Raw genomic sequence first — 25,374 nt, forward strand, 5'->3', positions numbered from 1 at the left:
ACTTTTTTCCCCGGACCATGTCATAAAACCGTCGCATGACAGATGTGTCGCACAAACCGCACGTCCGCCAAAATAGTGTCATATCGCGCCCCTAGCGCGGCCCTCGCGTGGCCATTCACGCACATTTCGATTCTCAGGTTTTGAGGGGACCGCAAGCTCGTGAACACCATCCATCGCATTCTCGTCCTCGGCGTCAGCAGCACCGCGCTTGCGGCTTGTGGAGCCGATGAAATTGTCTCGCCCGGTACTTCGGGCGACATCATCATCAACAACCCCGCGCCGACACCCGCGCCAACCCCGACGCCAACGCCTACAGGCGGCACCGGAGTTACCCCGGCGGCGGGCTGCCCCACCATCGCGACGGCCGCAGGCCTCACCGATTCGGGCACCATCACCGGTCCGACCGGCACCTATCGCGTATGTCAGCTGCCGGGCACTTTTACCGCCGATGACAGGCTCCCGCAGATCGACGGGCTTCTCTACCAGATTGCGGGCCGCGTGAATGTCGGCACCGACCAGGGCTTCGACAGCACCGGCACCGACGTTACCTTGACGATCGAACCCGGCGTCATCCTGTTCGCGCAGGCCGAAAGCTTCTTCGTCGTCAATCGCGGCAACGAAATCGCCGCCGACGGCACCGAGGACAATCCGATCATCTGGACCAGCCGCGACAACGTGCTGGGCCTCGCCACCGATTCGAGCGATGCGCAATGGGGCGGCGTCGTCCTTCTGGGCCGCGCACGGGTGGCCGACTGCCAGGACCTCGTCTTCAACACGACGCCCGGCAACTTCACCGCTAACGACCAATGCGAACAGCAGCTTGAGGGCACCGTAACCGCGACCCCCTTCGGCGGCGCGGATGATAGCGACAGTTCGGGCTCCTTTACCTTCAACCAGATCCGCTTCTCCGGTTTCGAACTGCAGCAGGCGAACGAGCTGCAATCGCTGACCACCGGCGGCGTCGGCTCGGGCACTACGATCAGCAACGTCTTCTCGTTCAACAGCTCGGACGATGGCCTCGAATTCTTCGGCGGCACCTTCGATGCGAGCAATCTCGCTATCGTCGGCGCCTCGGACGATTCGCTGGACGTAGATTCGGGCGCGCGGGTCGATCTTCAGAACGTGATCATCGTGCAGCGCACCAATACCGGCGATAGCCTGATCGAACTCGATTCGCCGGGCGGCGAGCAGCCGACCCCGGTCAATGCGCAGCCGCAGACCGTGCTTCAGGTAAACAACTTCACCTTCGTGCAGCGTTCGGCGGCCTCCTCGCAGATCATCCGCGCCCGCGGCGGGGCGGCGCTCGGTCTGACGAACGGTATCCTCGATGCCGACGATGCCGGCGGGGGTCTGTGCTTCCGCATCGACGAGAGCGAAACCCAGGCTGCGATCATCGGGCTCAACTCGATCGTTGGCGATTGCGACGCGGCGCGCCCGGTGCGCGGCTCGGCCAACGACGATGCGACCGACGCGGCTCTGTTCGATCTGTTCGACGACAACAGCGACCTCGATTTCACGCTCTCGCTGACCGACACCTTCGTCAGCGGCGCGAACGAGGACGCGGTAGAGGCCTTCGACGGTGCCGATCTGACCGCACGGTCGAGCTTCTTCACCGACACCGGCTTCATCGGAGCGGTCGCGGACGATCTGGCGGACGATTTCGGGGACTGGACCTGCAATTCGTCGATCATCGACTTCGGCAGCGCCAATGGCAGCTGCACCTCGCTCCCGACCTGAGCAGGCACATTTAGGGGCGCTGCGGGACAAGGTTCCGCAGCGCCCTCTACGCTTATAGCGGGCACGCATGGGCGGCCCCGATATCACGATCAGACCGCATCATGAGGGGGTCTCGCATTATGTCGATCGGCACGCGCCTGGCAGGGCTGCTGCTTCTCACCACGTCGCTCACCTTCCCCGCCGCCTTGCGCGCGCAGGAAACGGACGCCGATGACACGGCCGGCGATCCGCAGGAGACCGAGGTCGCATCGGAAGATGCGCAGGAAGCTCCCGAAGTTTCCATTCCCGGCGGGAACATCATCGTCACCGGGCGGCGCAACCGCGATCCGCAGCGCGCTTCCGCGCAGGTGCTGAGCGTCCTGTCCGAAGCCGACATCGCGCGAACCGGCGAGGGCGACATTGCCGGAGCGCTGGGCCGCGTTACCGGCCTTTCGCTTGTCGGTGACGGACGCGTCTTCGTGCGAGGCCTCGGCGATCGCTATTCCCTGGCACTTCTGAACGGCCTGCCGCTGCCCAGCCCCGAGCCACTGAGCCGCGTCGTTCCGCTCGACATTTTCCCTACCAGCGTCATCGCCTCCTCGCTTGTCCAGAAGACCTATTCCGCCAACTTCCCCGGCGAATTCGGTGGCGGCGTCATCAACCTCACGACCAAGGCCGTGCCGGTAGAGGATTTCCTGCGGGTTTCGGTCGGGGCCAGCGGCGACACCGAAACGACGTTCGAGAACGGCCTCACCTATTTCGGCAGCGAATGGGACACGTTCGGGTTCGACAACGGCAACCGCGACGTGCCCTCGAACCTTCAGACCCTGTTCGACAGCGGGCTGCGCGCGAGCAACGCCGACCCTGCCCTGCAGGAAGCGATCGCCGGCCAACTCTTCCCGACCAATCTCGTCACGCTTCAGCGCAACGACGATCTGCCGGTCAATTTCTCCGGTTCGCTGACCGGCGGCCTGTCCTTGGATGTCGGCGACGACACCTTCCTCGGCATCATCGCGACCGCCGGGATCACCAATGGATGGCGTAACCGGCAGGTTCTGACTCAGCGCGGCAGCCTCGATCTCTCGCAGATCAACCAGCAGCAGGAAACCTTCATCACTGACCAGAACGTCCTGGTGAACGGTCTTCTCAGCTTCGGTCTCGATTTCGGTCCGCACACCGTGCGCTGGACCAATCTGTATATCCGCGACACACTCAAGACCGCGCGGCTCGAGGAAGGCTTCGATATCTTCCCCGGGCTGACCGGCTTCGATTTCATCAACCAGCAGACCGCATGGTTCGAGCGGCAGCTGATCGATTCGCAGGTCGTCGCGGAACTCGATTTCGACCGCTTCGATCTCGACCTGCGCGGCGGCTATGCGCGAACTGATCGCGAGGCGCCGTTCAACACCACCTTCAGCTACACCCGGACCAACATCCCCGCCGCCGGCACGATCGGCGAGAACTTCGTCGCCTATTTCGACCAGACCTCGGATGCGGGGATCTCCACCGTTTCCTTCGACGATCTGCAGGAAGAGCTGTGGTTCGGCGGGATCGACCTCTCCTACGAGGTCACCGACGCACTTTCAGCGACGGTGGGCTACGCCTATTCCGACACCGATCGCCGCTCCTTGAGCCGCGAGTTCCGGCCATTCATCTCCGAAGACCCGCTGACCGATCCGGCCTTGGATGGGCAGGCGATCCAGGCTCTCGGCCTGCGGCGTCCGGGCGACATCATCAACGGGGCGACGCTCGCCGGCTTCAACGTCACGCTGACCGAAGCTGCGCCCATCCCCGTGGTCGATGCCGCGCTGGAAATCCATGGCGCCTACGGCCTCGTGCGCTGGCTGCCGATCGACACGCTGACGATCGAGGCAGGGCTGCGCTACGAAGACGCGACCCAACTCGCGATCCCCGACCCGACGATCGGCGTTGCGCCCGGCTTCATTCTCAATTCGACGAACATCCAGAACGACTATTTCCTCCCCTCGGGCACGATCACCTGGGAAGCGAGCGATGCGCTGCAGCTGCGTCTCGCCGCTTCGCAGACCATCGCCCGGCCGCAATTCCGCGAACTGGTCGAGCAGACCTATTTCGATCCCGAGAGCAACCGCCGTTTCCGTGGCAACCCGTTCCTTCAGGACAGCGAGCTCATCAACGTCGAAGCGCGCGGCGAGTACTATTTCGGCGGACCCGACCGGATAAGCATCGCCGGTTTCTACAAGGAGATCGACAACCCAATCGAGAACTTCCTGATCAACGCTTCGGGACAACTCCTCACCAGTTTCGCCAACGCTCCTTCGGCCGAGCTGTACGGCGCGGAGATCGACCTCGTCTACGGCTTCGACCTTTACGACTTCGGCGGTAGTTTCTTCGAGACCAAGCAGCTCCTTTTCATCGCCAACTACACCTACACCCAGTCCGAAATCTCGGTCGCGGAGGGCGACATCGCCGCGGTTCCCGGAAGCCCGCAGCAAAGCGCCTTCAACCTCTTCGACGATGGCGCGCCGCTGGTCGGACAGTCCGATCACATCGCCAACCTATCGGTCGGCATCGAGGACACCGAGAAGATCCAGCAGTTCACCGTGCTCCTCAATTATGCGAGCGAGCGGGTGACGCTGCGCGGCGGCAACTTTCCCGACGTTGTCGAGGATCCGGGTCTCACCGTCGATTTCGTCGCGCGCTCCGAGCTCAACACGTTCGGGCGCCCGATCGAATTGAGCTTCGAGGTGCGCAACATCTTCGGCCGCGACAATTTCGAGTTCCAGGAGAACGAGATCAACCGCGTCGAGATCAACACGTTCGAGGTCGGCACGACCTTCGCGCTGGGTCTCTCCACGGAGTTCTGAGCGCGGTTCATTCCCTGACCGAGACCTGATCCATCGCCGGGAGCGGCATGCCCAATCCCGTCGGTGCCTTGGGGCGGTAGGGCGCTTCGAGCGTCGCGACCTCGTCCTCGGACAGCTCAATGTCGAGCGCAGCCACCGCCGCGTTGATGTGATGCGGCTTGCTCGCCCCGATGATCGGCGCCGCGACGCTCGGTTTGGTGAAGTGCCAGGCGAGCGCGAGGCTTGCCATCTCCTCCCCGCGCGCCTTGGCGAGATCGGCGAGCGCATCCACGATCGCCGCGTCGGCTTCGTCGTCGTCCTTGTAGAGCGACTTGCCCACCCCGTCGGTCTGGCTGCGCACCGTCTCCTCCCCCCGCGGCCGCGCCAGCCGCCCGCGTGCCAGCGGGCTCCACGGGATGACGCCCACACCCTCGTCCTCGCACAGCGGCAGCATCTCGCGCTCCTCCTCGCGGTAGAGCAGGTTGAGCTGGTTCTGCATCGATATGAACGGCGTCCACCCTTGACTACGCGCCGTCTCCTGCGCCTTCGCGAACTGCCAGGCGTACATGGAGGAGGCGCCGATATAGCGCGCCTTGCCCGCCTTCACGATGTCGTGGAGCGCCTCCATCGTCTCCTCGATCGGGGTATCCTCGTCCCAGCGGTGGATCTGGAACAGGTCGACATAGTCCATGCCCAGCCGTGCAAGGCTGTCGTCCACCGCCTGCATCAGGCTCTTGCGCGAGAGCCCGCCGGTGTTGGGCGCGTTGCGCCACGGGATGAAGGCCTTGGTCGCGACCACGATCTCGTCGCGGTGCGCCATCTCGCGAAGCAGCTTGCCGGTGATCTCCTCCGAGCTTCCGCCGGCATAGCCGTTGGCGGTGTCGAAGAAGTTGATGCCCACCTCCAGCGCCTGCCGGAAGAAGGGGCGGCTCTCCTCCTCGTCCAGCAGCCAGTCGCCATGCCAGCCCTTCGACTTGTCGCCATAAGTCATGCAGCCAAGGCACAGGCGCGAGACGGAGAGGCCGGACGTGCCTAGTCGGGTGAATTGCATGGCGTTGCTCCTTCAGGGTTCGCCCGAAGTCCTACAGGATGGAACACATGGAACACAGTCCTGGGGAAGAAAACTCGGGCTTCTTGCGGGCGATGGGCCGGAAGATGGAGCAGGTGAGACAAGCGCGGTTTCATGTACTTCGTGTCGCATGAAGGATGCGGCGTAGGAAAGGTCTGCTCCCTCCTCCAGTCGTCATTGCGAGCGCAGCGAAGCAATCCAGAGCTTAGCGCGCCGACGCTCGGGATTGCCGCGCCGCTTCGCGGCTCGCAATGACATATGTGGCTACGACAGCGTCAGTCCGCCATCAACCACCAGCGTTTGCCCGGTGACATAGCTCGCCAGCGGCGAAGCAAGAAACAGAGCAGCCCCCGCCATATCCTCGGGCGTACCCATGCGGCGCAGGGGGATTGAGCGCAGCGCGCCCTCGCGGCGTTCGGGGTTTTCCGTGGTGACGGTGGTGAGCTTGGTCGGGACGAGCCCCGGCGCGATGCCGTTTACGCGGATGCCGTCCCTTGCCCAGGCTTCGCCCAGCGATTTCACGAGGCTCGCCGCGCCCGCTTTCGAGGCGGCATAGGCCGGGTTGCCGAGCGCGGATTTGAACGCCGCGACCGAGGAGACGACGATCATCGCTCCGTCGCGTTGAGCCAGACCATCGTGAAACGCGCGCGCGCAGTCCATCACCGAATTGAGGTTCACGTCCATCACCACGTCCCACCCCTCGCGCGCAAACTCTTCGCGACCATAACGGACGGTTCCCTGGCTCATCACGAGCACGTCGAGCGCCTCCATCGCGCCAGCTAGCTCGTCCGCCGCGGCGCGATCGGTCACGTCCAGCTGAGCGTATTTCAGTCCGCGAAGATCGCTGTCCTCGGCTTCGAGATAATCGCCCTCGTCGGGCCGCGTGCCGGTGACGGTGACATCGGCGCCGTGCTCGCGGAAACCTTGCGCGATGCCGTTGCCGATCCCGGACGAGCCGCCGATGACGAGGACGGATTTGCCCGTGAAGTCGAGAGGGGTGGTCATGGGGTCTCTCTCCTTTGCGCGGATAGGAGAGCGCCTGCGCGCGTTTGTAAAGCGCGAGCTAGAGGTCAGAAGCCTAACCCCGTGTCAAGCACGGGGTGACGTGAGGGGTTCGGACCGGCCTTCAAAATCGTCGCCCCGTGCTTGACACGGGGCTTGGCTTTCTTCTTCTCGTGCCGATGACAAAGGGCGGCTGGGTCTACATCATGGCAAACCGGTTTCGCGGCGGGATGTATGTCGGCGTCACGTCCGATCTGATGGCGCGGGTCCATCAGCATCGCGAAGGCGCGGGATCACAGCACGTAAAGGACTTCGGCAAGATACGGCTGGTCTATGCCGAACGCCACGAAGAGATCGAGCGAGCTATTACGCGCGAAAAGCTCGTCAAGAAATGGAAGCGTCAGTGGAAGTTCGAGCTGATCGAGGCGGACAATTCTGAATGGTCTGATCTTTGGGAAGCGTGGTTCGCTTCAGACCCGCCGAAAAAGTAGCCGAACCCCGTGTCAAGCACGGGGTGACGATAGCGGGTCGAGGCAACAGAACACCCCGTGTCAAGCACGGCGCGACACCGGTGTTTCCGCTACCCCACAAATGCGCGTTCGATTACGAACTGGCCGGGCTTGTTGTTCGCGCCTTCCTCGAAGCCGCGCTGTTCTAAGTCGGCGGCGTGATCCTTGATCATCGCCATCGAGCCGCACAGCATCACGCGGTCGTTCTCCGGATCGAAACGCTGCGGTCCCTTGGACTGCTCGAACAGGCGGCCATCGTCGATCAGGGTCTGGATGCGGCCCTGCGTGCGGAAGCTTTCGCGGGTCACGGTCGGGACGTAGATCATGCGCTCGCGTTGGTCGTCTTCGAGCAGCGGATCGCCTTCGAGCTTGCTTTCAAGCAGCTCGCGATAGGCGAGATCGGCGACGCGGCGCACCGAATGCACGACGATCACTTCTTCGTACATGTCGTAAACTTCCGAATCGCGCACGAGGCTCATGAAAGGTGCAAGGCCGGTGCCGGTCGACAGCATGAAGAGCCGCTTGCCCGGCAGCAGCGCATCGGTGACGAGCGTGCCGGTCGGCTTCTTGCCGAGATAGACCGGATCGCCTTTCTTGATGTGCTGGAGGCGCGAGGTGAGCGGGCCGTCCTGGACGATGATAGAGAGGAATTCGAGCTCCTCGGCATAAGCGGGCGAGGCCATCGAATAGGCGCGCAGCAGCGGCTTGCCGTCTTCCTTTGGCAGGCCAATCATCACGAATTCGCCCGAGCGGAAGCGGAAGCTCGCCGGGCGCGTCATCTTGAGGCTGAAGAGATCGTCGTTCCACTGATGGACATGCGTGATCGTCTCGACCGTGGCGGCGCCGCTTTCCTGGAAAGCCTCGCGCGGGGGGATCGGGTTGGTCGTGGTCGTCGTCTCGGTCAAGAAATCGGCCTCGTTGCAAATTCTTCGCGAAGCAGGGGCGCGTCCTGCCCCTGTCGCGGCGCCAAATGGACGCTTGCCCTGCGCCTATCAAGCTAGTTTAGCGTCGCTCGCTTAAAGCGCGGCTTAATTGCCCGGCCGGGAACCGGCGTGCGCGCGGGTTAGTTCCAGCCGGCCTCATCGAAGAACTCCACAGCGCGGCGCTGGTTCCTGCCGATCTCGGCGGCATTAAGCTCGTCGGGGGTGAATTCGCCGAGTTCCTCCACCGCCGAATTGGCTTCCAGCCCGGCGACGGCGGGATATTCGTTGTTGCCGTCGGCGAAGTAGCGCTGGGCGCTTTGCGAAGTGAGATATTCGAGGAAACGGATGGCGTTTTCGCGGTTGGGTGCATTCGCTAGCACGCCGGCGCCGCTGATATTGATGTGGGTGCCGGTGCCCTCCTGATCGGGGAAGATGACGCCCAGACGGTCGAACACCGCGCGCTCTTGCTCGTCGCCGCCGGCAAAGCGCGCGAGGTAGTATGAATTGACGACGCCGATGCGGCATTCGCCCGCTGCGACGCTTTCGATCTGGGAGGTATCGTTGCCCTGCGGATCGCGGGCGAAGTTGCCGACGACGCCGCGTGCCCAGTCCTTCGCCGCCTCTTCACCGCGATGGGCGATGATGGCTGAGAGCAGCGAGATATTGTAGATGTTGGACGAGGAGCGAATGCAGATGTCGCCGCGCCAGGCGGGGTCGGCGAGGTCGGCATAGGTGTCGAGGCCCTGCGGTACACCTTGCGACTTGTCGTAGATGATCACGCGGGCGCGGGTGGAGAGGCCGAACCACAGGCCGTCCGGGTGGCGCAGGTAATCGGGCAGGCGCTCTTCGAGCACGGGCGATTCGACCGGCGACAGGATCCCCGCCTCCTCGGCGCGCCACAGCCGGCCCGCATCGACCGTCACGAGCAGGTCGGCCGGAGAAAACTCGCCCTCGCTCACCACCCGCTCGATCAGCGCGTCGGCATCGGCCTCGATCCGGTTGACCGCGATGCCGGTCTGTTTGGTGAAGTCCTCGTAGAGCGCGAGGTCGGTGTCGTAATGGCGCGAGGAATAGATGTTGACCTCGCCCGCATCGGCCACGCTCTCCGCCTCGGTCTCGCCCTCCCCGCATGCGGCAAGCGAAAGCAGCGCGGCGGCGGCGCATAAAAGGCGTTTCATGGCGGGGGTGTCCTTGTTCGGCGAGCTTATTTGCAAATGATTTGCAATAGTGGAAGGGCGATTGCAAGCGCTAATTGCGCGGCGGCGCGGTCTACCTAGCGTCTAACCACGTTCGAAGGCGCGCAAGCTGTGCAGGCGCGGGACGACCCGATATCTCTTGCCCTCTTCGACGTGCGAATTGGTGTGGATGGCGATCGGTCCGTCCCCGGCGCGTGCCTGCAAAAGCACCCGGCGACCTTCCCCGCCATCAGGCTGCCCACCGAGCGCTTGCACGTCGAGCGCTTCGAAACCCTCGTCGTCCTCCTCGCAGTCCAGCGCCCCTGCCGGCATCAGCAAGTCGAACTCGTCCGTTTCGGGAATGTTACCTGCGATCGCCGTCACCGGCCAGCGGCCCAACGCCGTTTCGATCCCGCCATGTGAAATCCGCGCGCGGAGCACCTGCGCGCCGCCGAACATCGCGCCGATCCCGGCGCTCACCGGCGTTTCGCGCAGCTCGCCCGGCGCACCGAATTGCACGATCCGTCCAGCTTCCATCACCGCAATTCTGTCGCCCAGATCGAGCGCTTCTTCGGGATCGTGCGTCACCATTACCACCGTCGTGCCCGCGCGGCGCAGCAGGTGGCGGCATTCGCGGCGAAGGCTGCGGCGCAGCACGATGTCGACGCTGGCGAAGGGTTCGTCCATCAAGAGCACGCGCGGGCGCGGCGCCATCGCCCGGGCGAGCGCGGCGCGCTGCTGCTGCCCGCCCGAAAGCTCGTGCGGATAACGCCCGCCGAGCCCCGCGAGCCCGACCCGCGCGAGCCAATCCTCCGCCGCCCCGCGCTCGGCGCGCGGCAGGCCGAAGGCGACATTCTTCGCGATCGTCATATGCGGGAACAGCGCCCCGTCCTGGAACACCAGCCCGATCCCACGCGCCTCGGGCGGGGGATGATGGCCGGGCGCGGCGAGCGGCGTCCCGCCGACGAGGATTTCGCCGCGCTGCACCTCGAGCAGGCCCGCGGCCAGTCCGAGCAAGGTTGACTTGCCGGAGCCCGACGCGCCAAGCAGGCACGTGATCTCACCCCCCGCCGCGGCGAGGGACACGTCGGTGAGCGCCGCGACCTCTCCGGCGGCGCCGCGATACGAATGGGCGATATGGCGAAATTCGAGGCTCAAATGGTCTTCCAGCGCGCCGCGGGAAAGCGCAGCGCATGTTCGTAATGCGCCTTAGGCAGAGGCTGGCGCTTCCGGCAAGACCGCGCTTAACCGCCGCGGACGGCGCGGCATTCGACGGCTGGAGTGCCGCGGCGCTCGCACTCGGGCTGCTCGCGGCGCTGCCGATCCTCGCGATCCTGGTCTCCGCCCCTTCCGGGGGTCTCGACGCGCTCGCCCATCTCGCGCGCACCGTGCTTGGCACCTACATCGTCAACACCGCGCTGCTGATGCTGCTGGCGGGCGCGATTGCCGGCCTCGTCGGCACGGGCTGCGCGTGGCTGGTGAGCGCCGCGCGCTTTCCTGGGCGAGGCTTGCTCGCCTGGGCGCTGGTCCTGCCGCTTGCGGTGCCGGCCTATATTTCCGCCTATGTCTATGGCGATCTGCTAGATTTTGCAGGACCGGTGCAGAGCGGCCTGCGCGGGGCTATGGGGCTTGACGCCGGGGATTATTACTTCCCGCAGATCCGATCGCTGGGCGGCGGCGCCTTCGTCCTAGGCATCGCGCTCTACCCTTACGTCTACCTCCTGGCGCGCGCCGGTTTCGCCGCGCAGAGCCAAACGCAATTTCGCGCCGCGCGCAGCCTTGGCGCTGGCCCCGCGCGGGCTTTCTGGCGCATCGCGCTTCCCGCCGCGCGTCCCGCCATCGCCGGGGGGCTGGCTCTGGTCCTGATGGAGGTGCTCGCCGATTTCGGCGTGGCGGAATATTTCGCAATTCCCACCTTTTCGACCGGCATCTTTCGCAGCTGGCTGGCGATGGGAGACAAGCAGGCCGCGCTCAAGCTCGCCGCCTTCATGCTGCTCTTCGTCGCCGCGCTGGTCTGGCTCGAGGCGCGCACGCGAACCGGGCGAACCACGGCAAAGGACGCCAGCCGCGCGCAAGAACCACTTATCACTCTTTCGCCGGCGGGCCGGATCGGCGCGAGTTTCGCCTGCGCGCTGCCGGTGGTGCTGGGTTTCGGCATACCGGCGCTGCACCTTGCGACGCTCGCGTTCGGCGATGCAGCGGTGGCGGCGAGCGGTGCGCTCGGCGACTATGCGCGCGGCAGCTTGTGGCTGGGTCTTGCAACCGCGCTGGTTAGCCTGATCGCGGCGACAATTCTGGCTTTCGTCCGCTCGCGCTCGACCAGCGCGATCGCCCGCGCCGGCATTCGCACAGCGACGCTCGGCTATGCCCTGCCCGGCGCCTTGCTCGCGGTCGGGTTGCTGGCGCCGCTCGGCGCTGTCGATGCAGCGCTCACGCGGAGCCTTCGCGACATGTTCGGCTATGGCGGCGGACTGGTCCTCACCGGCACCAGCATCGTCCTCGTCTACGCGCTCTCGGTGCGCTTCCTGACCGTCGCCTATAACAGTGTCGACAGCGGGATCAGCGCAATCCCCCCCTCGCTGGCCGCGGCCGCGCGTTCACTGGGCGCCGGCCCCTCGCGCGTGCTGGCGCGGATCTACGCACCTCTGCTGTCGCCCAGCCTCGCCGCCGCCGCCGCCCTCGTCTTCATCGACACCGTGCGCGAACTGCCCGCAACGCTGATCCTGCGGCCCTTCAACCTCGAAACGCTGGCGACTCGGACCTATCGCCTCGCCAGCGACGAACGACTGGCCGAGGCCTCGATCCCGGCGCTGATCCTGCTCGCGGCGGGGCTGATCCCGGTGCTGCTGCTCACCCGCACGCGTAGCCGATGAATTCGCTCGAACAATCCGGGGCAGCGACGTGACGCGCGCTTGTCGAACCGGGCGATAGCGTTCAAAAGCGGCGCCCATGGCCCGGTTCCCTTTTTCCGCCATCGTCGCGCAGGACGAGATGAAACAGGCGCTGCTGATCGCGGCGGTCGATCCCGCCATCGGCGGGGTCATGGTGTTCGGCGATCGCGGCACCGGAAAGAGCACCGCCGCGCGCGCGCTGGCCGGCCTGCTCCCCCCGATCACAGCTCACCAGAACTGCGCCTATGGCGGATCGAAGGAGGATGCGGAACGCTATCCCGACGTCTGCGGCGGAGGGCCGTTGCGAAAACGCCCCGTGCCCTTCGTCGACCTCCCGCTCGGCGCGACCGAGGACCGCGTGATCGGGTCACTCGACCTAGAACGCGCACTGCGATCGGGCGAGAAGGGATTTGAGCCGGGCCTCCTTGCCAAGGCGCATCGCGGCTTTCTCTATATCGACGAGATCAACCTCCTCGAAGACCACCTAGTCGACCTGCTGCTGGACGTAGCGGCCTCGGGTGAGAACGTGGTCGAGCGTGAGGGCCTGTCTGTGCGGCACCCGGCGCGCTTTGTCCTGATCGGCAGCGGCAATCCCGAAGAGGGGGAGTTGCGCCCGCAGCTGCTCGACCGCTTCGGACTGTCGGTAGAGGTGCGCACCCCGGTCGAGCTGGACACACGGGTCGAAATCATGCGCCGTGTGGCCCAGAATGAGCGCAGCCCCGAAGAGTTCGCCGAGAAATGGGCGCCGGAAGACGCGAAAATCCTCAAGCAAATCGCTAGCGGTGCCAAGCGTTTGGAAAAGCTCGAGGCGAGCGAAGACGTACTGAAAGATGCGGCGCAGCTATGCCTCGTCGTGGGCGCGGACGGGCTGCGCGGCGAGCTCACCCTGATGCGAGCCGCGCGCGCATTGGCGGCTTTGGAGGGCGCGCGCACGGTCAAGCGCGAGCACATGATCGCGGTCGCCCCCAGCGCGCTCAGGCACAGGCTGCGCCGCGACGTGCTCGACGAAACGGGATCGACGGTGCGCATCAATCGCGCGATCGAAGAGCTGTTCGGGTGAGCGCCGAGCCGCCCGCCGATCCTCTCGACGACGCGCTGCTCGCCGCCCGGCTCTTCATCCAATCCCCGCTCCTTTTCGGCGGCATGATCCTGCGTGGGGCGAGTCCGGCGCGCGATGCGCAGGTCGCGGCGATCGGGGAGGCAATGCCCTGCCGCCGACTGCCCGGACATGTGGATGACGAGCGTCTGCTGGGCGGGATCGACATTGCCGCAAGCCTTGCTGCAGGAAAGCCGGTTGAAACCGCTGGACTGCTGGCGGAGGCGGCGGGCAGTGTGCTGATCGTACCCATGGCGGAGAGGATGGACGAAGCGGTTGCGGGAAGATTGGCGCAGGCGCTCGACGACAGACGGGTCGCGCTGGTGCTGCTCGATGACGGCATCGAGCTGGACGACGGACCGCCCGTCGCACTGGCCGAGCGCTGCGCCTTTCATTGCGACCTCACCCATTCGCGCCGATGGAAAGATGTGGCACTTTCGCCGGGCAAGGGCGGGAAGCCCAGCCGCCTGTCCGACGATCAGTTAGCCGCGCTCGCGGCGACGGCTGCGGCGCTGGGCGTGCATTCCGTCCGCCCGCTCCTTCATGCCGTCGAGGCGGCACGACGTCACGCAGCGCTGCATGGACGCACAGACATCGCAAAAGCCGATCTCGAAGCGGCAGCGCGGTTGGTGCTCGCCCCGCGCGCGACGCAATTGCCGCCATCCGAGCCTGCTCCTGAAGAGGAACAGGAACCGCCCCCTCCCCCGCCGGACAACAGCGACGGGCCCGAGGACAGCAAAAAGCCAACGCCCGAGCAGCTGGATGACATGCTGGTCGAAGCCGCCGCTGCGTCGATCCCCGCCGACCTCCTCGCCGAGCTTGCGCAAGGCAGGGCGCCCAGGCGCGGCGCATCGGGTACAGGGCGGAAGCGTAAGGCGGGCCTACGCGGCAAGCCGCTGGGAGCACGGCCGGGAATACCGCGCGGCGGCGCGCGATTAGCGCTTATCGACACCTTGCGCGCCGCGGTGCCGTGGCAGGCGGTGCGCAGGCGAGAGGAGAATGCCGCGGGCGACGCACCGATCCTGATGCGGAAAGAGGATTTGCGCATTCGCCGCTTCGAGGAAAAGGCGGCGCGGCTCACCATCTTCGCGGTCGACGCCTCGGGATCGGCGGCGGCGGCCCGGCTGGCCGAGGCCAAGGGTGCGGTCGAGCTAATGCTGGCGCAAGCCTATGTCACCCGCAGCGAGGTCGCACTGATCGCCTTTCGCGGCACGGATGCGGAATTGCTGCTGCCGCCGACCCGCTCGCTCACCCGGGCGCGGCGCGCGCTCGCCGAACTGCCCGGCGGCGGGGGCACGCCGCTGGCGCTCGGCCTCGCGGCGGCAACCGACCTGGCGCTCGCCGCCCGCGGGCGTGGTCGCAGCCCGGCGATCGTCGTGTTGACCGATGGGCGCGCCAATGTGGACGGTGCCGGAGAGCCGGGCCGCAAGCAGGCGGGCGAGGACGCGGACGCGCGGGCCAAGGCGATCGCGCGCGAGGGACTTGACGCGCTGGTGGTCGATATCTCCGCCCGGCCCGGCGCCGAAGGACGCGCGCTGGCAGACGCCATGCAGGGCCGCTATCTCGCCTTGCCGCGCGGCGATGCGAGAGCGCTCCACGCCGCGATCGCGCAGGGCCAGCCGGCATGAGCGCCGCTCTCGATTGGGATAGCGAAGGCCGATTGTGGCCGCATCGCGAGGCTTCGGAATTCGTCGCGTCGGGCGGCGCGCGCTGGCATGTCCAGCGCTTCGGCGAGCCGGGCGCCCCGCGTCTGCTTCTGCTTCACGGAACCGGCGCCTCGGTTCACAGCTGGCGCGGCCTCGCTCCGCTGCTCGCCGAGCAATACGAGATCCTCGCCTGCGACCTGCCGCGCCACGCCTTTACCGGGGGCCATCCGCCCGAAAACACCTCGCTCGTGCGCATGGCGGCTACCACCGCACGCCTCCTCGACACTTGCGACTTTGCCCCGGACGCCATGATCGGCCATTCCGCCGGAGCCGCGCTCGCGCTGCAATTGTCGCTCGACCATGGCTTTCGCGGACCGGTCGTCGGGCTCAATTCCGCGCTGCGCCCCTTCCCCGGCCTCGCCGCGCAACTGTTTCCTGCGGTCGCCAAGGTGCTTTTCGTCAACCCGCTCGTGCCGCGGCTGTTCTCAGCTGCAGCGGGGTTCGGCGGCGAAACCGAACGCTTTCTCTATCGCGCCACCCATTCGCGCATCGATCGCGAAGGGCTCGCCTGTTATGCCGCGTTGCTGCGCAATCCGCGACACACGAAGGGCGCGCTGGCGATGATGGCGAATTGGGATTTACCGACCTTGCGCACCCGTATGAGCGAGGTCGCGAGCCCAGTGCTGCTGATCCATTCGGACAAGGATGCAGCGATCCCGCTCGATTGGGCGCGCGAAGCGCATGGCTGGCTGAAAGGCTCGCAGCTGGAGGTGTTGGAGGGCCTCGGCCATCTCGCCCACGAAGAAGCGCCGGAGCAAGTCGCCAGGCTGGTGCACCGCTTTCTCGAGCCGCATCTTGCGGGGGCCGATTAGGAGGGAGGCGATGTGGTTCGGCATTCTCGAACTTGTGTTCTTCTACGGCATCGCCATCGGCGTGGCGTTCTGGCAATGGGCGAAGATGCGCCGCGAAGTGCGCGAAATGCGCGCCGACAGGGAAGCGCGCGAGGCGGCGGAGGCGGAGGCAAAGAACAACGAAGAAACCCGCTCATCCTGAGCTTGTCGAAGGATCGTCCTTCACCTTAACTGCCGGTCAAAAGGAAGGGCGGCCCTTCGACAAGCTCAGGGCGAGCGGTTGGTGTTCTATGTCGCCTTCCGCGGCATCCTGAACGGCAGCATGAATTGCACCGCGCCGCTGGCAAAGCGGCGCATGTCGAGGCTCTCCTGCACTGCGGCGACCTCTTCGCCCAGCAGCTTGGTGGCGAGCTCGCTGCGGGCGTAGAACGGCGTGTCCTCCCAGGTCCGGCGCACCCGCGCGACGCCGATCTGCGAGCGGGTGCGACGCGCCACGCTCCATTTGCTGCGCGGCAGCGGGGCGATCGCGGGAAGCTCGATATCCTGCGGTGCGGCGTCCCGGTCGAATCGGATGGCGCTCGCGAAGACCGAGCCGTCGGCGCGTTCACCTTCGTAGCAGACCACCGCGCCGTCGCTCAGATGCGCGCGCGACCAGTGCCAGGTGTCGAACCCGCTTTCGAGCGGCTCGCGGCCGCGATTGTGATCGAAATACCCCGAGCCGCTCCAGCTGAGGCCCGGCTCGCGCATTTCGACTTCGACCCGCGCGCGCGGCGCCATGCATTGCCAGATATGGTTCTGCGCCGGGTCGAGCGCGAAACTTGCCGCATTGAGCGCCTCGGGATGAACCCTCACCTTGCCCGCGACCCGGCGGTGTACCGGGTTGAACAGCCGCGTGTCGCGCTCCTCGATGTCGATCTCGAGCACATTGCCGTCCCAGCGCAGCGCGCTCGCCCCGATTTCCAGGTGGTGCGCCTCGCGCGCGATGCAGCTGCGCGGCCGCTCGTGCATGACCCAGCGATGCTGCGGCCCGTAAAGCGCGATGTTAAGCGAGCAATGATCGAGCGGATCGCCGCGTCCGCTGGCCTTGTAATAGGGCGAGAAGACGCTGCCCAGAAAGGCGATGATGGTCAGGGCGTGGCGCCCGTCCGCGCTGATCGCATCGACATACCACCAGGCATAGCCGCCCGGTTCGATTTTGCGGTCGAAGCAAGGTCCGCGTCCAGCACCTTCGCGGCCAGCAGCCCGGACAAGGCGGCCATCGGGACCCCGGCCGAGGGGTGCGTCGCGCCGCCGGCGCAATAGAGTCCCGCCATCCGCGTGCGCGGCCCTTGCCTCAGGAAGGAGGCCGCCGAGCCGTGCGAAGCCCTGCCATAAAGCGCGCCGCCCGTGCCGGGAAACAGGCGTTCCCAATGCACCGGGCTCGCCACTTCGAGCGGGGCGTCCGCTTCCAGTTCGAGCCCGCACCTGCGAAGCGTCGCTTTCATCTGGGCCGTACATCGCTCTTTCTCCTCGGATGAATAGGTGTTGGTGTCGCCGTCGGCAGGCGCGTTGACGATGATCTGGATGCGCTCACGCTCGCCGACCAGCGTCGTTTCGCCGGCAGCGGGCTTGAGCCGGGCCGGGCGGTCCTGCGCGCACATATAGACCGACGGTGAGGACGGGGTGCGCCCGGCGGCAATTTCCTCGAATTCACGGGCGTAATCGGCGGAAAAGAAGACGTTGTGATGCGACAACGGCGGCCCGTCGGTGGCCGCGTGGGCATACCAGACCATCGCCGACAGCGAGCGCTTGGCCGGCGGCAGCGGCCGTACCGACCGGGCCACCTCATCGCCCAGTTGCCCGCCGGCAATCGCGCCCGGATCGGCATTGCAGATGACGGCGTCGGCGGCGACCTGCGATCCGTCGGCCAGCCGCACGCCGCTGACCCTGCGCCCGCTTTCGGCAAGCACTTCGGCGACCGGCGTGCCGGTATGAAAGCGCACCCCGCGCGCCTCTCCCAATCGGCGCATCGCATCGGCGAGCGCGTGGATGCCGCCATCGATCAGCCACACCCCCGCCTGTTCGACATGCGCGATCAGCATCAAGGTGGCGGGCGCCTCGAAGGGCGAGGAGCCGCAATAGGTCGAATAGCGCGCGAACAATTGGCGAAGACGCGGATCGGGGAAGTAGTCGCCGAGCGCCGACCACATGGACTGGTGCGGGCGCATCGCCGCGAAATCGCCGAGGCGCCACCAGCCGATCCGCCACAGCAGCGGCAGTGGGCTCGACACGTTGGCGCCGCGCATCATCGGCTTGTCGAGAATATCGTGGATCCGCCGGGTGTCGCCCCGGAACCGGCGATAGCCCGCTGCCGCATCGGCGCCGGCGAAGTCCGCGATCGCCTCCTCGCTGCGCACCGGATCGGCGAACAGATCGAGCCGCGCGCCATCGTCCCAGGCGTGGCGCGCGAGGACTTCGGCGCGGCTGAGATGGACGAAATCCTCGAGCCGGGCACCGCATTCGCGAAACAGCCCGTCGAAGACGTCGCGCATAGTGAAGACGGTGGGTCCGCCGTCGACTTCGCACTCGCCGACGGAAACGCGGCGGGCCTTGCCGCCGACATGCGGCTCTTTCTCGAAGACGCTGACGTCGTAACCGCGCGCGGCAAGGCGGGCGGCGCATGCGAGCCCGCCGATTCCTGCGCCGATCACGACGATATGTCCCGTCACCGAGCCTCCCCGTGCCTGGCGGAATTGTTCACCGCCCTCGATCCGCCCCGCACAAGCGATGCGCGGCGAATATGATTGACGCCGCTTTAGCATCTGTCCAATCATTTGGACATATGATCTGTAAATTTATCGTAATATGACGCGGCAGAGCGGGTCGCGGGCGGTCCCGGACAGTAAGCGCGCGTCCTGGCGTGTGCGCTGGGTGGCGCAGCGCAATGCGGTGTTTGCCGATCCGCGGTTTCAACACTGGTGTGCGCGCCTCCCACTGCTGCGCCGGATCGCGCGGGCGCGGGCTGGCCAGGCGTTCGACCTTGTCGCCGGCTTTACCTATTCGCAGATCCTGCGCGCCTATGTCGAAAGCGGCCTGTTTGCGGTTCTGGGCGAAGGTCCGGTGGCGGCGCGCGATGTCGCAAGCGCGCTCGATCTGTCGCAAGATGCGGCTTTGACCCTGCTGCGGGCGGGGCGCGCGATCGGGCTATCCGAGGAGCCGGTCGAAGACGGCTGGATGCTGGGCGAGACCGGCGCGGTGCTTGCCGCGGATGCGGGTGCGCAGGCGATGATCCGTCATCATCGACTGCTTTATGCAGACCTTGCCGACCCGCTCGAACTTCTGCGCAAGGACCGGCGCGAGGCGAGCGAACTTTCCCGCTTCTGGTCCTATGCCGGGGCGCTGCACGGCGCGGCGGAACGGGGCCGGGCAACGCGGGAATATTCGCAGCTTATGGCCGCCTCGCAGCATTTCGTCGCCGACGAGGTTCTGGGCGCCTACCGCTTTCCCGCGGGTGCCCGGCTGCTCGACATGGGCGGCGGGCATGGCGCCTTTCTGGCGCGCATGGGCGAGGCGCATCCGGCGCTCCATCTCGGCCTGTTCGACCTGCCCGAAGTGGCGCGCGAAGGTGCGGAGAAGCTCGCCGAACGCTTCGGCGACGCGCGGGTGAGCGCGCATCCGGGCGACTTCTTCGCCGATCCGATCCCGCCGGGTTACGACCACGTCTCGCTCGTGCGGATCCTGCACGATCATGACGATGAGCCCGCCATGCGCCTCCTCGAGAATATCCGAGCAGGGCTTGCTCCCGGCGCGCACCTGCTCATCGCCGAGCCGATGGCGCGGGCAAAAGGCGCCGAGGGCATGGGTGAGGCATTCTTCGGCATGTATCTATGGGCCATGGGTTCGGGCCGCCCACGCAGCGCGGACGAGATCGCACAGATGGTGCGGCTCGCCGGATTTGCCCGCGTGCGCAGCGTGCTAACAGCCCAGCCCGTCAACGCCGGACTGGTCGTCGCGACAGTTTGAGCAGGAATAGTGTCTGCTTTGATTGACACCTTGATGTGTAAGGCGTAGCAAACGCATGGGAGAGAATAGCTCTCTTGCCTTGCACGAGTCGGAGGATCGACCGTGTGCAGCAGGGAACGGGGAAGCAGAACGATAATGGAAACGCTGGCCGTGATACTCGAGAAACCGGAGCGCGTAGCGCTCGGGACGCTCGAGCTCGATCCGGTCGGCGCGGGCGACGTTCTTGTGGAAATCGCCTGGAGCGGGATCAGCTCGGGCACCGAGAAACTGCTCTTTACCGGGCGGATGCCCGACTTTCCGGGAATGGGTTATCCCTTGGTCCCCGGCTACGAATCGATCGGACGGATCGTCGATGCCGGGGCCGCTTCGCAGGGACGCATCGGCGAATGGGTGTTCGTACCCGGCGCCAATTGCTTTACCGGCGCACGCGGCCTGTTCGGTGGCAGCGCGCAGCGGATTGTCCTGCCCTCCGCCCGCGCGCTCGCCGTTCCGGAACGGCTCGGCGCCGACGGCGTGCTCTGCGCGCTCGCGGCGACTGCATTGCACGCCATCAATGGCGGCACCGCGCCCGATCTCATCATCGGTCACGGCGTCCTTGGTCGCCTGCTCGCCCGTCTTACCGTCGCATTGGGCGCAGCGCCGCCTACGGTGTGGGAGACCAGCGCGGCGCGCCGCAATGGCGCGGACGGCTACGCGGTCGTGGCGCCCGAGACCGACAAATGCAGCGACTATGCCTCGATCTACGATGCAAGCGGCGATGCAGGTATTCTTGACACGCTCGTCACACGCCTTGCCAAGGGCGGCGAGATCACGCTGGCAGGTTTCTATTCCGAGCGCATCAATTTCGCCTTCCCGCCCGCCTTCATGAAAGAAGCGCGGTTGCGGATCGCCGCCGAATGGCAACCAAAGGATATCGCGCAGACGATCGCGCTGATTGACGCAGGTGCGCTCGATCTTGGCGGCCTCATTACAGATCACAGTCCCGCATCGCGCGCCAGCGACGCCTATCCGCGCGCTTTCAGCGATCCCGACTGTCTCAAAATGGTTCTCGACTGGAGCGAAGCGGCATGACGATGTTGGACACCGATACTGCCCTGCGCGACGAAGCCGCGATCGAACCCGATCCAGTCCATACCGGCGAGGTGACCAAGGAAACGCAGGTTATCGCGATCTATGGGAAGGGTGGCTCCGGCAAGAGCTTTGCGCTGTCCAATCTCAGCTACATGATGGCGCAACAAGGCAAGCGTGTGCTGCTGATCGGCTGCGACCCCAAGTCGGATACGACGAGCCTTCTCTTCGGTGGCAAGAGCTGCCCGACCATCATCGAAACTTCGTCCAAGAAGAAGCTGGCCGGCGAAGACGTCACCATCGAAGACGTGTGCTTCCAGCGCGATGGCGTGTTCGCGATGGAACTCGGTGGCCCGGAGGTCGGTCGCGGCTGCGGCGGTCGCGGTATCATTCACGGCTTTGAATTGCTCGAGAAATTGGGCTTCCACGAATGGGGCTTCGACTACGTCCTGCTCGATTTTCTCGGTGACGTGGTGTGCGGCGGGTTCGGCCTGCCGATCGCGCGCGACATGTGCCAGAAGGTAATCGTCGTCGGCTCGAACGATCTCCAGTCGCTCTATGTCGCCAACAACGTCTGCCACGCGGTCGAATATTTCCGCAAGATGGGCGGCAATGTCGGTGTGGCCGGCATGATCGTGAACAAGGACGATGGCACCGGCGAGGCCCAGGCTTTCGCAAAGGCGGTCGACATCCCCGTGCTGACCGCGATCCCGGCGCACGAGGATATCCGCCGCAAGAGCGCCAACTACCAGATCATCGGCAAGCCCGGCGGCGAATGGGCCTCTCTTTTCGAAGAGCTCGCGGTCAATGTCGCCGAAGCGCCCCCGCGCCAGCCCACCCCGCTCGATCAGGACGGTCTGCTGAACCTTTTCAGCGCCGAAGATACCGGCGGCAATGTCAAACTCGTGCCCGCGACGCAGGCCGACATGCGCGGCGGCAGCTTCGAAGAGAAGCCCTCGCTGGAGGTCATTTACGACGAAGTATGAGCCAGCTATCGGCCTCTGACGCGGAACGCACCCCCGACACGCTCGATCTGAGCGGCGCTGGCGCTGCGAGCGAAGGCGGCTGCTCGAGCGGCGAGACCATGCGCGAAGCGGCTCGCAAGGCGGGCAAATCCGAGATCCTCGATCAATATGCGAAGGACTATCCGGTAGAACCGGACACCGGCCCGCACGACCAGCCGCAATCGATGTGCCCGGCCTTCGGATCCTTGCGTGTCGGCCTGCGCATGAAGCGCACCGCGACCGTCCTTTCGGGCAGCGCCTGCTGCGTCTACGGGCTCACCTTCACCTCGCATTTCTACGGCGCTCGGCGCACGGTGGGCTACGTCCCCTTCTCCTCCGAAACGCTCGTCACCGGCAAGCTGTTTGAGGATATCAAGGAGGCGGTCGAAGACCTCGCCGACCCCGCACACTACGACGCGATCGTGGTGACCAATCTCTGCGTCCCCACCGCCAGCGGCGTGCCGCTGCGCTTGCTGCCCGATCAGATCAACGGCGTGCGCATTATCGGCATAGACGTCCCCGGCTTCGGCATTCCCACTCATGCCGAGGCGAAGGACGTCCTCGCCGGCGCGATGCTTAAATATGCGCGCGAGGAAGCCGAACAGGGCCCGGTCGCCGCGCCCGCTGCGAAAGCCGCCGACACGTCAAGCGACCGGCCGAGCGTCACCTTGCTGGGCGAGATGTTCCCCGCCGATCCCATCGGCATCGGCCAATTGCTCGAACCGCTCGGCCTTACCGCCGGCCCGGTCGTTCCCACCCGCGAATGGCGCGAGCTCTATTCGGCGCTCGATTGCGGCGCGGTGGCGGCGATCCACCCGTTCTACACTGCCGCGATCCGCGAGTTCAACGCAGCCGGTCGCCCGATTGTCGGCTCCGCGCCGGTCGGGATCGACGGCACCGCCAATTGGCTCCGGCAGATTGGCGACACGTTCGACATCGCTCCCACCAAGGTCGACAAGGCGGTCGACGCCTCAACACAGGCCATCAAGACGGCACTCGGGCGCATGCCGATCAAGGGCAGGATTACCGTGTCGGGCTATGAAGGCTCCGAATTGCTCGTCGCGCGCCTGCTGATCGAAAGCGGCGCCGAGGTGCCTTATGTCGGCACGGCCTGCCCCTCAACCATGTGGTCCGACTGGGATCGCGAATGGCTCGAGGATATGGGTGTCCGCGTCAATTACCGCGCGAGCCTCGAAGAGGACATCGCCGCGATCGAGGAATTCGGCCCCGACCTCGCGATCGGCACCACTCCGGTGGTCCAGCACGCAAAGGCGAAGGCGATTCCGGCGCTCTATTTCACCAACCTGATCTCCGCCCGCCCCCTGATGGGTCCTGCCGGTGCGGGCAGCCTCGCGCAGGTCGTGAATGGCGCGATGGAGAACAAGGCGCGCTTCGATACGATGCGCGAGTTTTTCGAAGGCGTGGGCGAAGGCCATGCCACCGGCATATGGGAAGAGACGCCTGTCGACCGGCCCAAATTCCGCAAGAAATATGCGGCATTGAACGAAGCGGCGCGCAAGGCGGCCGAGGCGGTGGGCACATGACGCTTGTCTTGGACCATGATCGCGCCGGCGGATATTGGGGCGCAACCTACGTCTTTACGGCGGTGAAGGGCCTGCAGGTCATCATCGATGGTCCGGTGGGCTGCGAGAACCTGCCGGTGACCAGCGTGCTCCACTACACCGACGCCCTGCCCCCACATGAACTGCCCATCGTGGTGACGGGCCTGGGCGAAGAAGAGCTTGGCAAGACCGGCACCGAAGGCGCGATGAAGCGCGCCTGGGACGTGCTCGATCCGGAGCTTCCCGCAGTGGTCGTCACCGGCTCAATCGCCGAGATGATCGGCGGCGGCGTCACGCCCCAAGGCACGAATATCAAGCGTTTCCTGCCGCGCACGATCGACGAGGATCAATGGCAGAGCGCCGACCGCGCGCTCACCTGGCTTTGGACCGAATTCGGGCCGAAGAAGATGCCGAAGGTCAAGGAGCGCAAGGAAGGCGAGAAGCCGGTCGTCAACATAATCGGCCCCTCTTACGGCATGTTCAACATGCCGAGCGATCTCGCCGAGATCCGCCGCCTGATCGAAGGGATCGGCGCAGAGGTCGGCGTCGTCTTCCCGCTCGGCTGCCACCTTGCAGACATTCGCAAGCTCGGCATGGCCGATGCCAATGTCTGCATGTACCGCGAATTCGGCCGGAACCTGTGCGAAACGCTCGAGCGGCCTTATTTCCAGGCGCCTGTCGGCCTGTCCTCAACCACCAGTTTCCTCCGGGCTCTGGGCGAGGAGATCGGGCTCGATCCCGAACCGTTCATCACGCGCGAGAAGCACACAACGATCAAGCCGCTATGGGATCTGTGGCGCTCGGTCACGCAGGATTTCTTCGCCACCGCCAATTTCGGCATCGTCGCCAACGCCACCTATGCGCGCGGCATCCGTCATTTCCTCGAACAGGACATGGGTCTCCCCTGCGCCTTCGCCTTCTCGCGCGAGGCCGGGGTCAAACCCGACAATGCAGCCGTGCGCGAAGCCATCCATGCCGGCGCGCCGCTGGTCATGTTCGGCTCCTACAACGAGCGGATGTACATGGCCGAAGCCGGGGCACGCGGGACGTTCATCCCCGCGAGCTTTCCCGGCGCCGCGATCCGGCGGCATACCGGCACGCCGTTTATGGGCTATTCGGGCGCGACTTATCTCGTCCAGGAGGTCTGCAACGCGCTGTTCGACGCGCTCTTCCACATCCTGCCGCTGGGCACCGATATGGACAAGGGAGAAGCGACACCGGCGCGGCTGGCTCAAGCTTCGCCGACGGGCGCCCAATTGCAAGAGCGCTCCACCGCCGAGCCGCAACGCGCCCTCGCCTGGGATGAGGACGCCAAGGCATTGCTCGACGAGCGGGTCGAGAAACATCCGGTCCTCGTCCGAATTTCCGCCGCAAAGCGTCTGCGCGACGCGGCCGAAGCCAGCGCCCGCGCGAAAGGCGCGCAGCGCGTTACCAAGAACTGTCTCGCGGCGGCATCGCTCGAAGGGGAGGCGGTATGATCGCACTCGCCTTCGCAGCCGCCCATCCGGGACTAAGCATTTTGCCTGATCGTATCGGGCATCCGCATTCTGCGTGGGGGATCACGCGCGGATACCGCCGGGGGCACCTTCGTCCCCGCTCCAACATCCCAATACGGAGATACAATTATGGCTGATCCTATCGATCGTACCGCCACAGGGACGCCCACACGGGATCGCCCCGGCGTGGGGACGTATCTGACCGACGAGGAAGCGAAAGAGATCCACGGCGCCTTCATGGGCACCTTTGGCCTCTATGTCGCAATCGCGGTCGTCGCGCATATCCTGATCTGGATCAACAAGCCCTGGCTGCCGATCTAGGACCTCCACTGCCCGGGCGCTGAGCGCATATCCCTTACGGGAAATGCACAGCGCCGTCCCGAGCAAACGGAACAAGGAATTTACACATGTACAAGATTTGGCATCATTTCGATGTTCGCCGGACGCTGGTTGCGCTCCATGTCGGCCTCGCGGTCCTGGCGTTCACGATCCACTTCATCCTGCTCAGCACCGAAAGCTACAACTGGCTGAGCTGACGA

At 65.7% G+C, this 25,374-nt stretch carries 22 protein-coding genes; 15 read left to right on the forward strand and 7 right to left on the reverse strand.

Annotation, left to right across the window (positions count from 1 at the left end; translation table 11 throughout):
* The first annotated feature begins 159 nt into the window (after positions 1–159).
* Both V2I30_RS06815 and V2I30_RS06820 read left to right on the forward strand, forming a co-directional pair.
* Positions 160–1,737, forward strand: coding sequence for a hypothetical protein (locus tag V2I30_RS06815; RefSeq protein ID WP_330661356.1), 1,578 nt, complete (start codon positions 160–162; stop codon positions 1,735–1,737).
* A 119-nt stretch (positions 1,738–1,856) separates the two neighbouring features.
* Positions 1,857–4,562, forward strand: coding sequence for a TonB-dependent receptor domain-containing protein (locus V2I30_RS06820; RefSeq protein WP_330661357.1), 2,706 nt, complete (start codon positions 1,857–1,859; stop codon positions 4,560–4,562).
* 7 nt (positions 4,563–4,569) lie between these two features.
* Here the strand turns inward: V2I30_RS06820 and V2I30_RS06825 are convergent, their stop codons facing one another.
* Entirely contained in the window at positions 4,570–5,592 is a 1,023-nt protein-coding gene (locus V2I30_RS06825) for an aldo/keto reductase (RefSeq protein ID WP_330661358.1), read from the reverse strand.
* 282 nt (positions 5,593–5,874) lie between these two features.
* Positions 5,875–6,615: an SDR family NAD(P)-dependent oxidoreductase gene (locus V2I30_RS06830; RefSeq protein ID WP_330661359.1), complete on the reverse strand. Its 741-nt coding sequence runs from the start codon at positions 6,613–6,615 to the stop codon at positions 5,875–5,877.
* Positions 6,616–6,791: 176 nt separating this feature from the next.
* On the opposite strand from V2I30_RS06830, the gene V2I30_RS06835 reads away from it, so the two are divergent.
* Positions 6,792–7,103, forward strand: coding sequence for a GIY-YIG nuclease family protein (locus V2I30_RS06835; RefSeq protein ID WP_330661390.1), 312 nt, complete (start codon positions 6,792–6,794; stop codon positions 7,101–7,103).
* 89 nt (positions 7,104–7,192) lie between these two features.
* Here V2I30_RS06835 and V2I30_RS06840 read toward each other — a convergent pair whose 3' ends face one another.
* The 3 genes from V2I30_RS06840 to V2I30_RS06850 form a co-directional block, all read right to left on the reverse strand.
* Positions 7,193–8,026 (reverse strand): ferredoxin--NADP reductase, encoded by an 834-nt coding sequence (locus tag V2I30_RS06840; protein WP_442896910.1) that lies wholly within the window; start codon positions 8,024–8,026, stop codon positions 7,193–7,195.
* Between the two features lie 158 nt (positions 8,027–8,184).
* Entirely contained in the window at positions 8,185–9,222 is a 1,038-nt protein-coding gene (locus V2I30_RS06845) for a Fe(3+) ABC transporter substrate-binding protein (RefSeq protein ID WP_330661360.1), read from the reverse strand.
* Positions 9,223–9,324: 102 nt separating this feature from the next.
* A complete protein-coding gene (locus tag V2I30_RS06850) occupies positions 9,325–10,377 on the reverse strand; it encodes an ABC transporter ATP-binding protein (RefSeq protein ID WP_330661361.1) in 1,053 nt (350 codons plus the stop codon).
* A 35-nt stretch (positions 10,378–10,412) separates the two neighbouring features.
* Between V2I30_RS06850 and V2I30_RS06855 the strand changes: the two genes are divergently transcribed.
* The 5 genes from V2I30_RS06855 (at position 10,413) to V2I30_RS06875 (ending at position 15,905) form a co-directional block, all read left to right on the forward strand.
* Positions 10,413–12,092, forward strand: a complete 1,680-nt coding sequence (locus V2I30_RS06855) for an ABC transporter permease (RefSeq protein ID WP_330661362.1) — start codon at positions 10,413–10,415, stop codon at positions 12,090–12,092.
* A gap of 76 nt (positions 12,093–12,168) precedes the next feature.
* A complete protein-coding gene (locus V2I30_RS06860) occupies positions 12,169–13,170 on the forward strand; it encodes an ATP-binding protein (RefSeq protein WP_330661363.1) in 1,002 nt (333 codons plus the stop codon).
* Positions 13,167–14,834, forward strand: a complete 1,668-nt coding sequence (locus V2I30_RS06865; RefSeq protein WP_330661364.1) for a magnesium chelatase subunit D — start codon at positions 13,167–13,169, stop codon at positions 14,832–14,834. Before V2I30_RS06860 ends, V2I30_RS06865 begins: the two co-directional genes overlap by 4 nt.
* On the forward strand, positions 14,831–15,724 hold the full coding sequence (gene bchO, locus V2I30_RS06870) for an alpha/beta fold hydrolase BchO (RefSeq protein WP_330661365.1): 894 nt from the start codon (positions 14,831–14,833) through the stop codon (positions 15,722–15,724). Before V2I30_RS06865 ends, bchO begins: the two co-directional genes overlap by 4 nt.
* Before the next feature lie 10 nt (positions 15,725–15,734).
* Positions 15,735–15,905 (forward strand): hypothetical protein, encoded by a 171-nt coding sequence (locus tag V2I30_RS06875; protein ID WP_330661366.1) that lies wholly within the window; start codon positions 15,735–15,737, stop codon positions 15,903–15,905.
* 86 nt (positions 15,906–15,991) lie between these two features.
* Here V2I30_RS06875 and V2I30_RS06880 read toward each other — a convergent pair whose 3' ends face one another.
* Both V2I30_RS06880 and crtD read right to left on the reverse strand, forming a co-directional pair.
* Positions 15,992–16,897, reverse strand: coding sequence for a hydroxyneurosporene dehydrogenase (locus V2I30_RS06880; RefSeq protein ID WP_330661392.1), 906 nt, complete (start codon positions 16,895–16,897; stop codon positions 15,992–15,994).
* The gene (gene crtD, locus V2I30_RS06885) at positions 16,831–18,411 is read right to left on the reverse strand and encodes a 1-hydroxycarotenoid 3,4-desaturase CrtD (RefSeq protein ID WP_330661367.1); all 1,581 of its coding nucleotides are present in this window, start codon (positions 18,409–18,411) and stop codon (positions 16,831–16,833) included. The genes V2I30_RS06880 and crtD overlap by 67 nt, the downstream gene beginning before the upstream one ends.
* A 136-nt stretch (positions 18,412–18,547) precedes the next feature.
* Between crtD and V2I30_RS06890 the strand changes: the two genes are divergently transcribed.
* The 7 genes from V2I30_RS06890 to pufA all read left to right on the forward strand — a co-directional run bounded on the left by V2I30_RS06890 (position 18,548) and on the right by pufA (position 25,371).
* Positions 18,548–19,705 (forward strand): methyltransferase, encoded by a 1,158-nt coding sequence (locus V2I30_RS06890; protein WP_330661368.1) that lies wholly within the window; start codon positions 18,548–18,550, stop codon positions 19,703–19,705.
* 135 nt (positions 19,706–19,840) lie between these two features.
* Positions 19,841–20,776, forward strand: coding sequence for a chlorophyll synthesis pathway protein BchC (gene bchC / locus V2I30_RS06895; protein ID WP_330661369.1), 936 nt, complete (start codon positions 19,841–19,843; stop codon positions 20,774–20,776).
* Positions 20,773–21,759, forward strand: a complete 987-nt coding sequence (locus tag V2I30_RS06900; protein ID WP_330661370.1) for a chlorophyllide a reductase iron protein subunit X — start codon at positions 20,773–20,775, stop codon at positions 21,757–21,759. Before bchC ends, V2I30_RS06900 begins: the two co-directional genes overlap by 4 nt.
* Positions 21,756–23,321 (forward strand): chlorophyllide a reductase subunit Y, encoded by a 1,566-nt coding sequence (bchY, locus tag V2I30_RS06905; protein WP_330661371.1) that lies wholly within the window; start codon positions 21,756–21,758, stop codon positions 23,319–23,321. The genes V2I30_RS06900 and bchY overlap by 4 nt, the downstream gene beginning before the upstream one ends.
* Positions 23,318–24,817 carry a chlorophyllide a reductase subunit Z gene (bchZ, locus tag V2I30_RS06910; RefSeq protein ID WP_330661373.1) on the forward strand — a complete coding sequence of 500 codons (1,500 nt, stop codon included), beginning with the start codon at positions 23,318–23,320 and terminating at the stop codon, positions 24,815–24,817. Before bchY ends, bchZ begins: the two co-directional genes overlap by 4 nt.
* A 147-nt stretch (positions 24,818–24,964) precedes the next feature.
* On the forward strand, positions 24,965–25,156 hold the full coding sequence (gene pufB, locus V2I30_RS06915; RefSeq protein WP_330661374.1) for a light-harvesting antenna LH1, beta subunit: 192 nt from the start codon (positions 24,965–24,967) through the stop codon (positions 25,154–25,156).
* Positions 25,157–25,242: 86 nt separating this feature from the next.
* On the forward strand, positions 25,243–25,371 hold the full coding sequence (pufA, locus tag V2I30_RS06920; protein ID WP_007164990.1) for a light-harvesting antenna LH1, alpha subunit: 129 nt from the start codon (positions 25,243–25,245) through the stop codon (positions 25,369–25,371).
* Positions 25,372–25,374 lie beyond the last annotated feature (3 nt).

The organism is Erythrobacter sp. (genome assembly GCF_036351135.1).
GTDB lineage: Bacteria > Pseudomonadota > Alphaproteobacteria > Sphingomonadales > Sphingomonadaceae > Erythrobacter.

Bases quoted from the DNA above. Each gene is read 5' to 3' on its own strand.
- V2I30_RS06900 (WP_330661370.1), top strand. From the start codon at position 20,773: ATGACGATGTTGGACACCGATACTGCCCTGCGCGACGAAGCCGCGATC.
- bchZ (WP_330661373.1), top strand. From the start codon at position 23,318: ATGACGCTTGTCTTGGACCATGATCGCGCCGGCGGATATTGGGGCGCA.
- V2I30_RS06855 (WP_330661362.1), top strand. From the start codon at position 10,413: ATGTTCGTAATGCGCCTTAGGCAGAGGCTGGCGCTTCCGGCAAGACCG.
- V2I30_RS06820 (WP_330661357.1), top strand. From the start codon at position 1,857: ATGTCGATCGGCACGCGCCTGGCAGGGCTGCTGCTTCTCACCACGTCG.
- V2I30_RS06830 (WP_330661359.1), bottom strand. From the start codon at position 6,615: ATGACCACCCCTCTCGACTTCACGGGCAAATCCGTCCTCGTCATCGGC.
- pufB (WP_330661374.1), top strand. From the start codon at position 24,965: ATGGCTGATCCTATCGATCGTACCGCCACAGGGACGCCCACACGGGAT.
- V2I30_RS06825 (WP_330661358.1), bottom strand. From the start codon at position 5,592: ATGCAATTCACCCGACTAGGCACGTCCGGCCTCTCCGTCTCGCGCCTG.
- bchO (WP_330661365.1), top strand. From the start codon at position 14,831: ATGAGCGCCGCTCTCGATTGGGATAGCGAAGGCCGATTGTGGCCGCAT.
- V2I30_RS06875 (WP_330661366.1), top strand. From the start codon at position 15,735: ATGTGGTTCGGCATTCTCGAACTTGTGTTCTTCTACGGCATCGCCATC.
- V2I30_RS06860 (WP_330661363.1), top strand. From the start codon at position 12,169: ATGGCCCGGTTCCCTTTTTCCGCCATCGTCGCGCAGGACGAGATGAAA.
- bchC (WP_330661369.1), top strand. From the start codon at position 19,841: ATGGAAACGCTGGCCGTGATACTCGAGAAACCGGAGCGCGTAGCGCTC.
- bchY (WP_330661371.1), top strand. From the start codon at position 21,756: ATGAGCCAGCTATCGGCCTCTGACGCGGAACGCACCCCCGACACGCTC.
- pufA (WP_007164990.1), top strand. From the start codon at position 25,243: ATGTACAAGATTTGGCATCATTTCGATGTTCGCCGGACGCTGGTTGCG.
- V2I30_RS06835 (WP_330661390.1), top strand. From the start codon at position 6,792: ATGACAAAGGGCGGCTGGGTCTACATCATGGCAAACCGGTTTCGCGGC.
- V2I30_RS06845 (WP_330661360.1), bottom strand. From the start codon at position 9,222: ATGAAACGCCTTTTATGCGCCGCCGCCGCGCTGCTTTCGCTTGCCGCA.
- V2I30_RS06890 (WP_330661368.1), top strand. From the start codon at position 18,548: ATGACGCGGCAGAGCGGGTCGCGGGCGGTCCCGGACAGTAAGCGCGCG.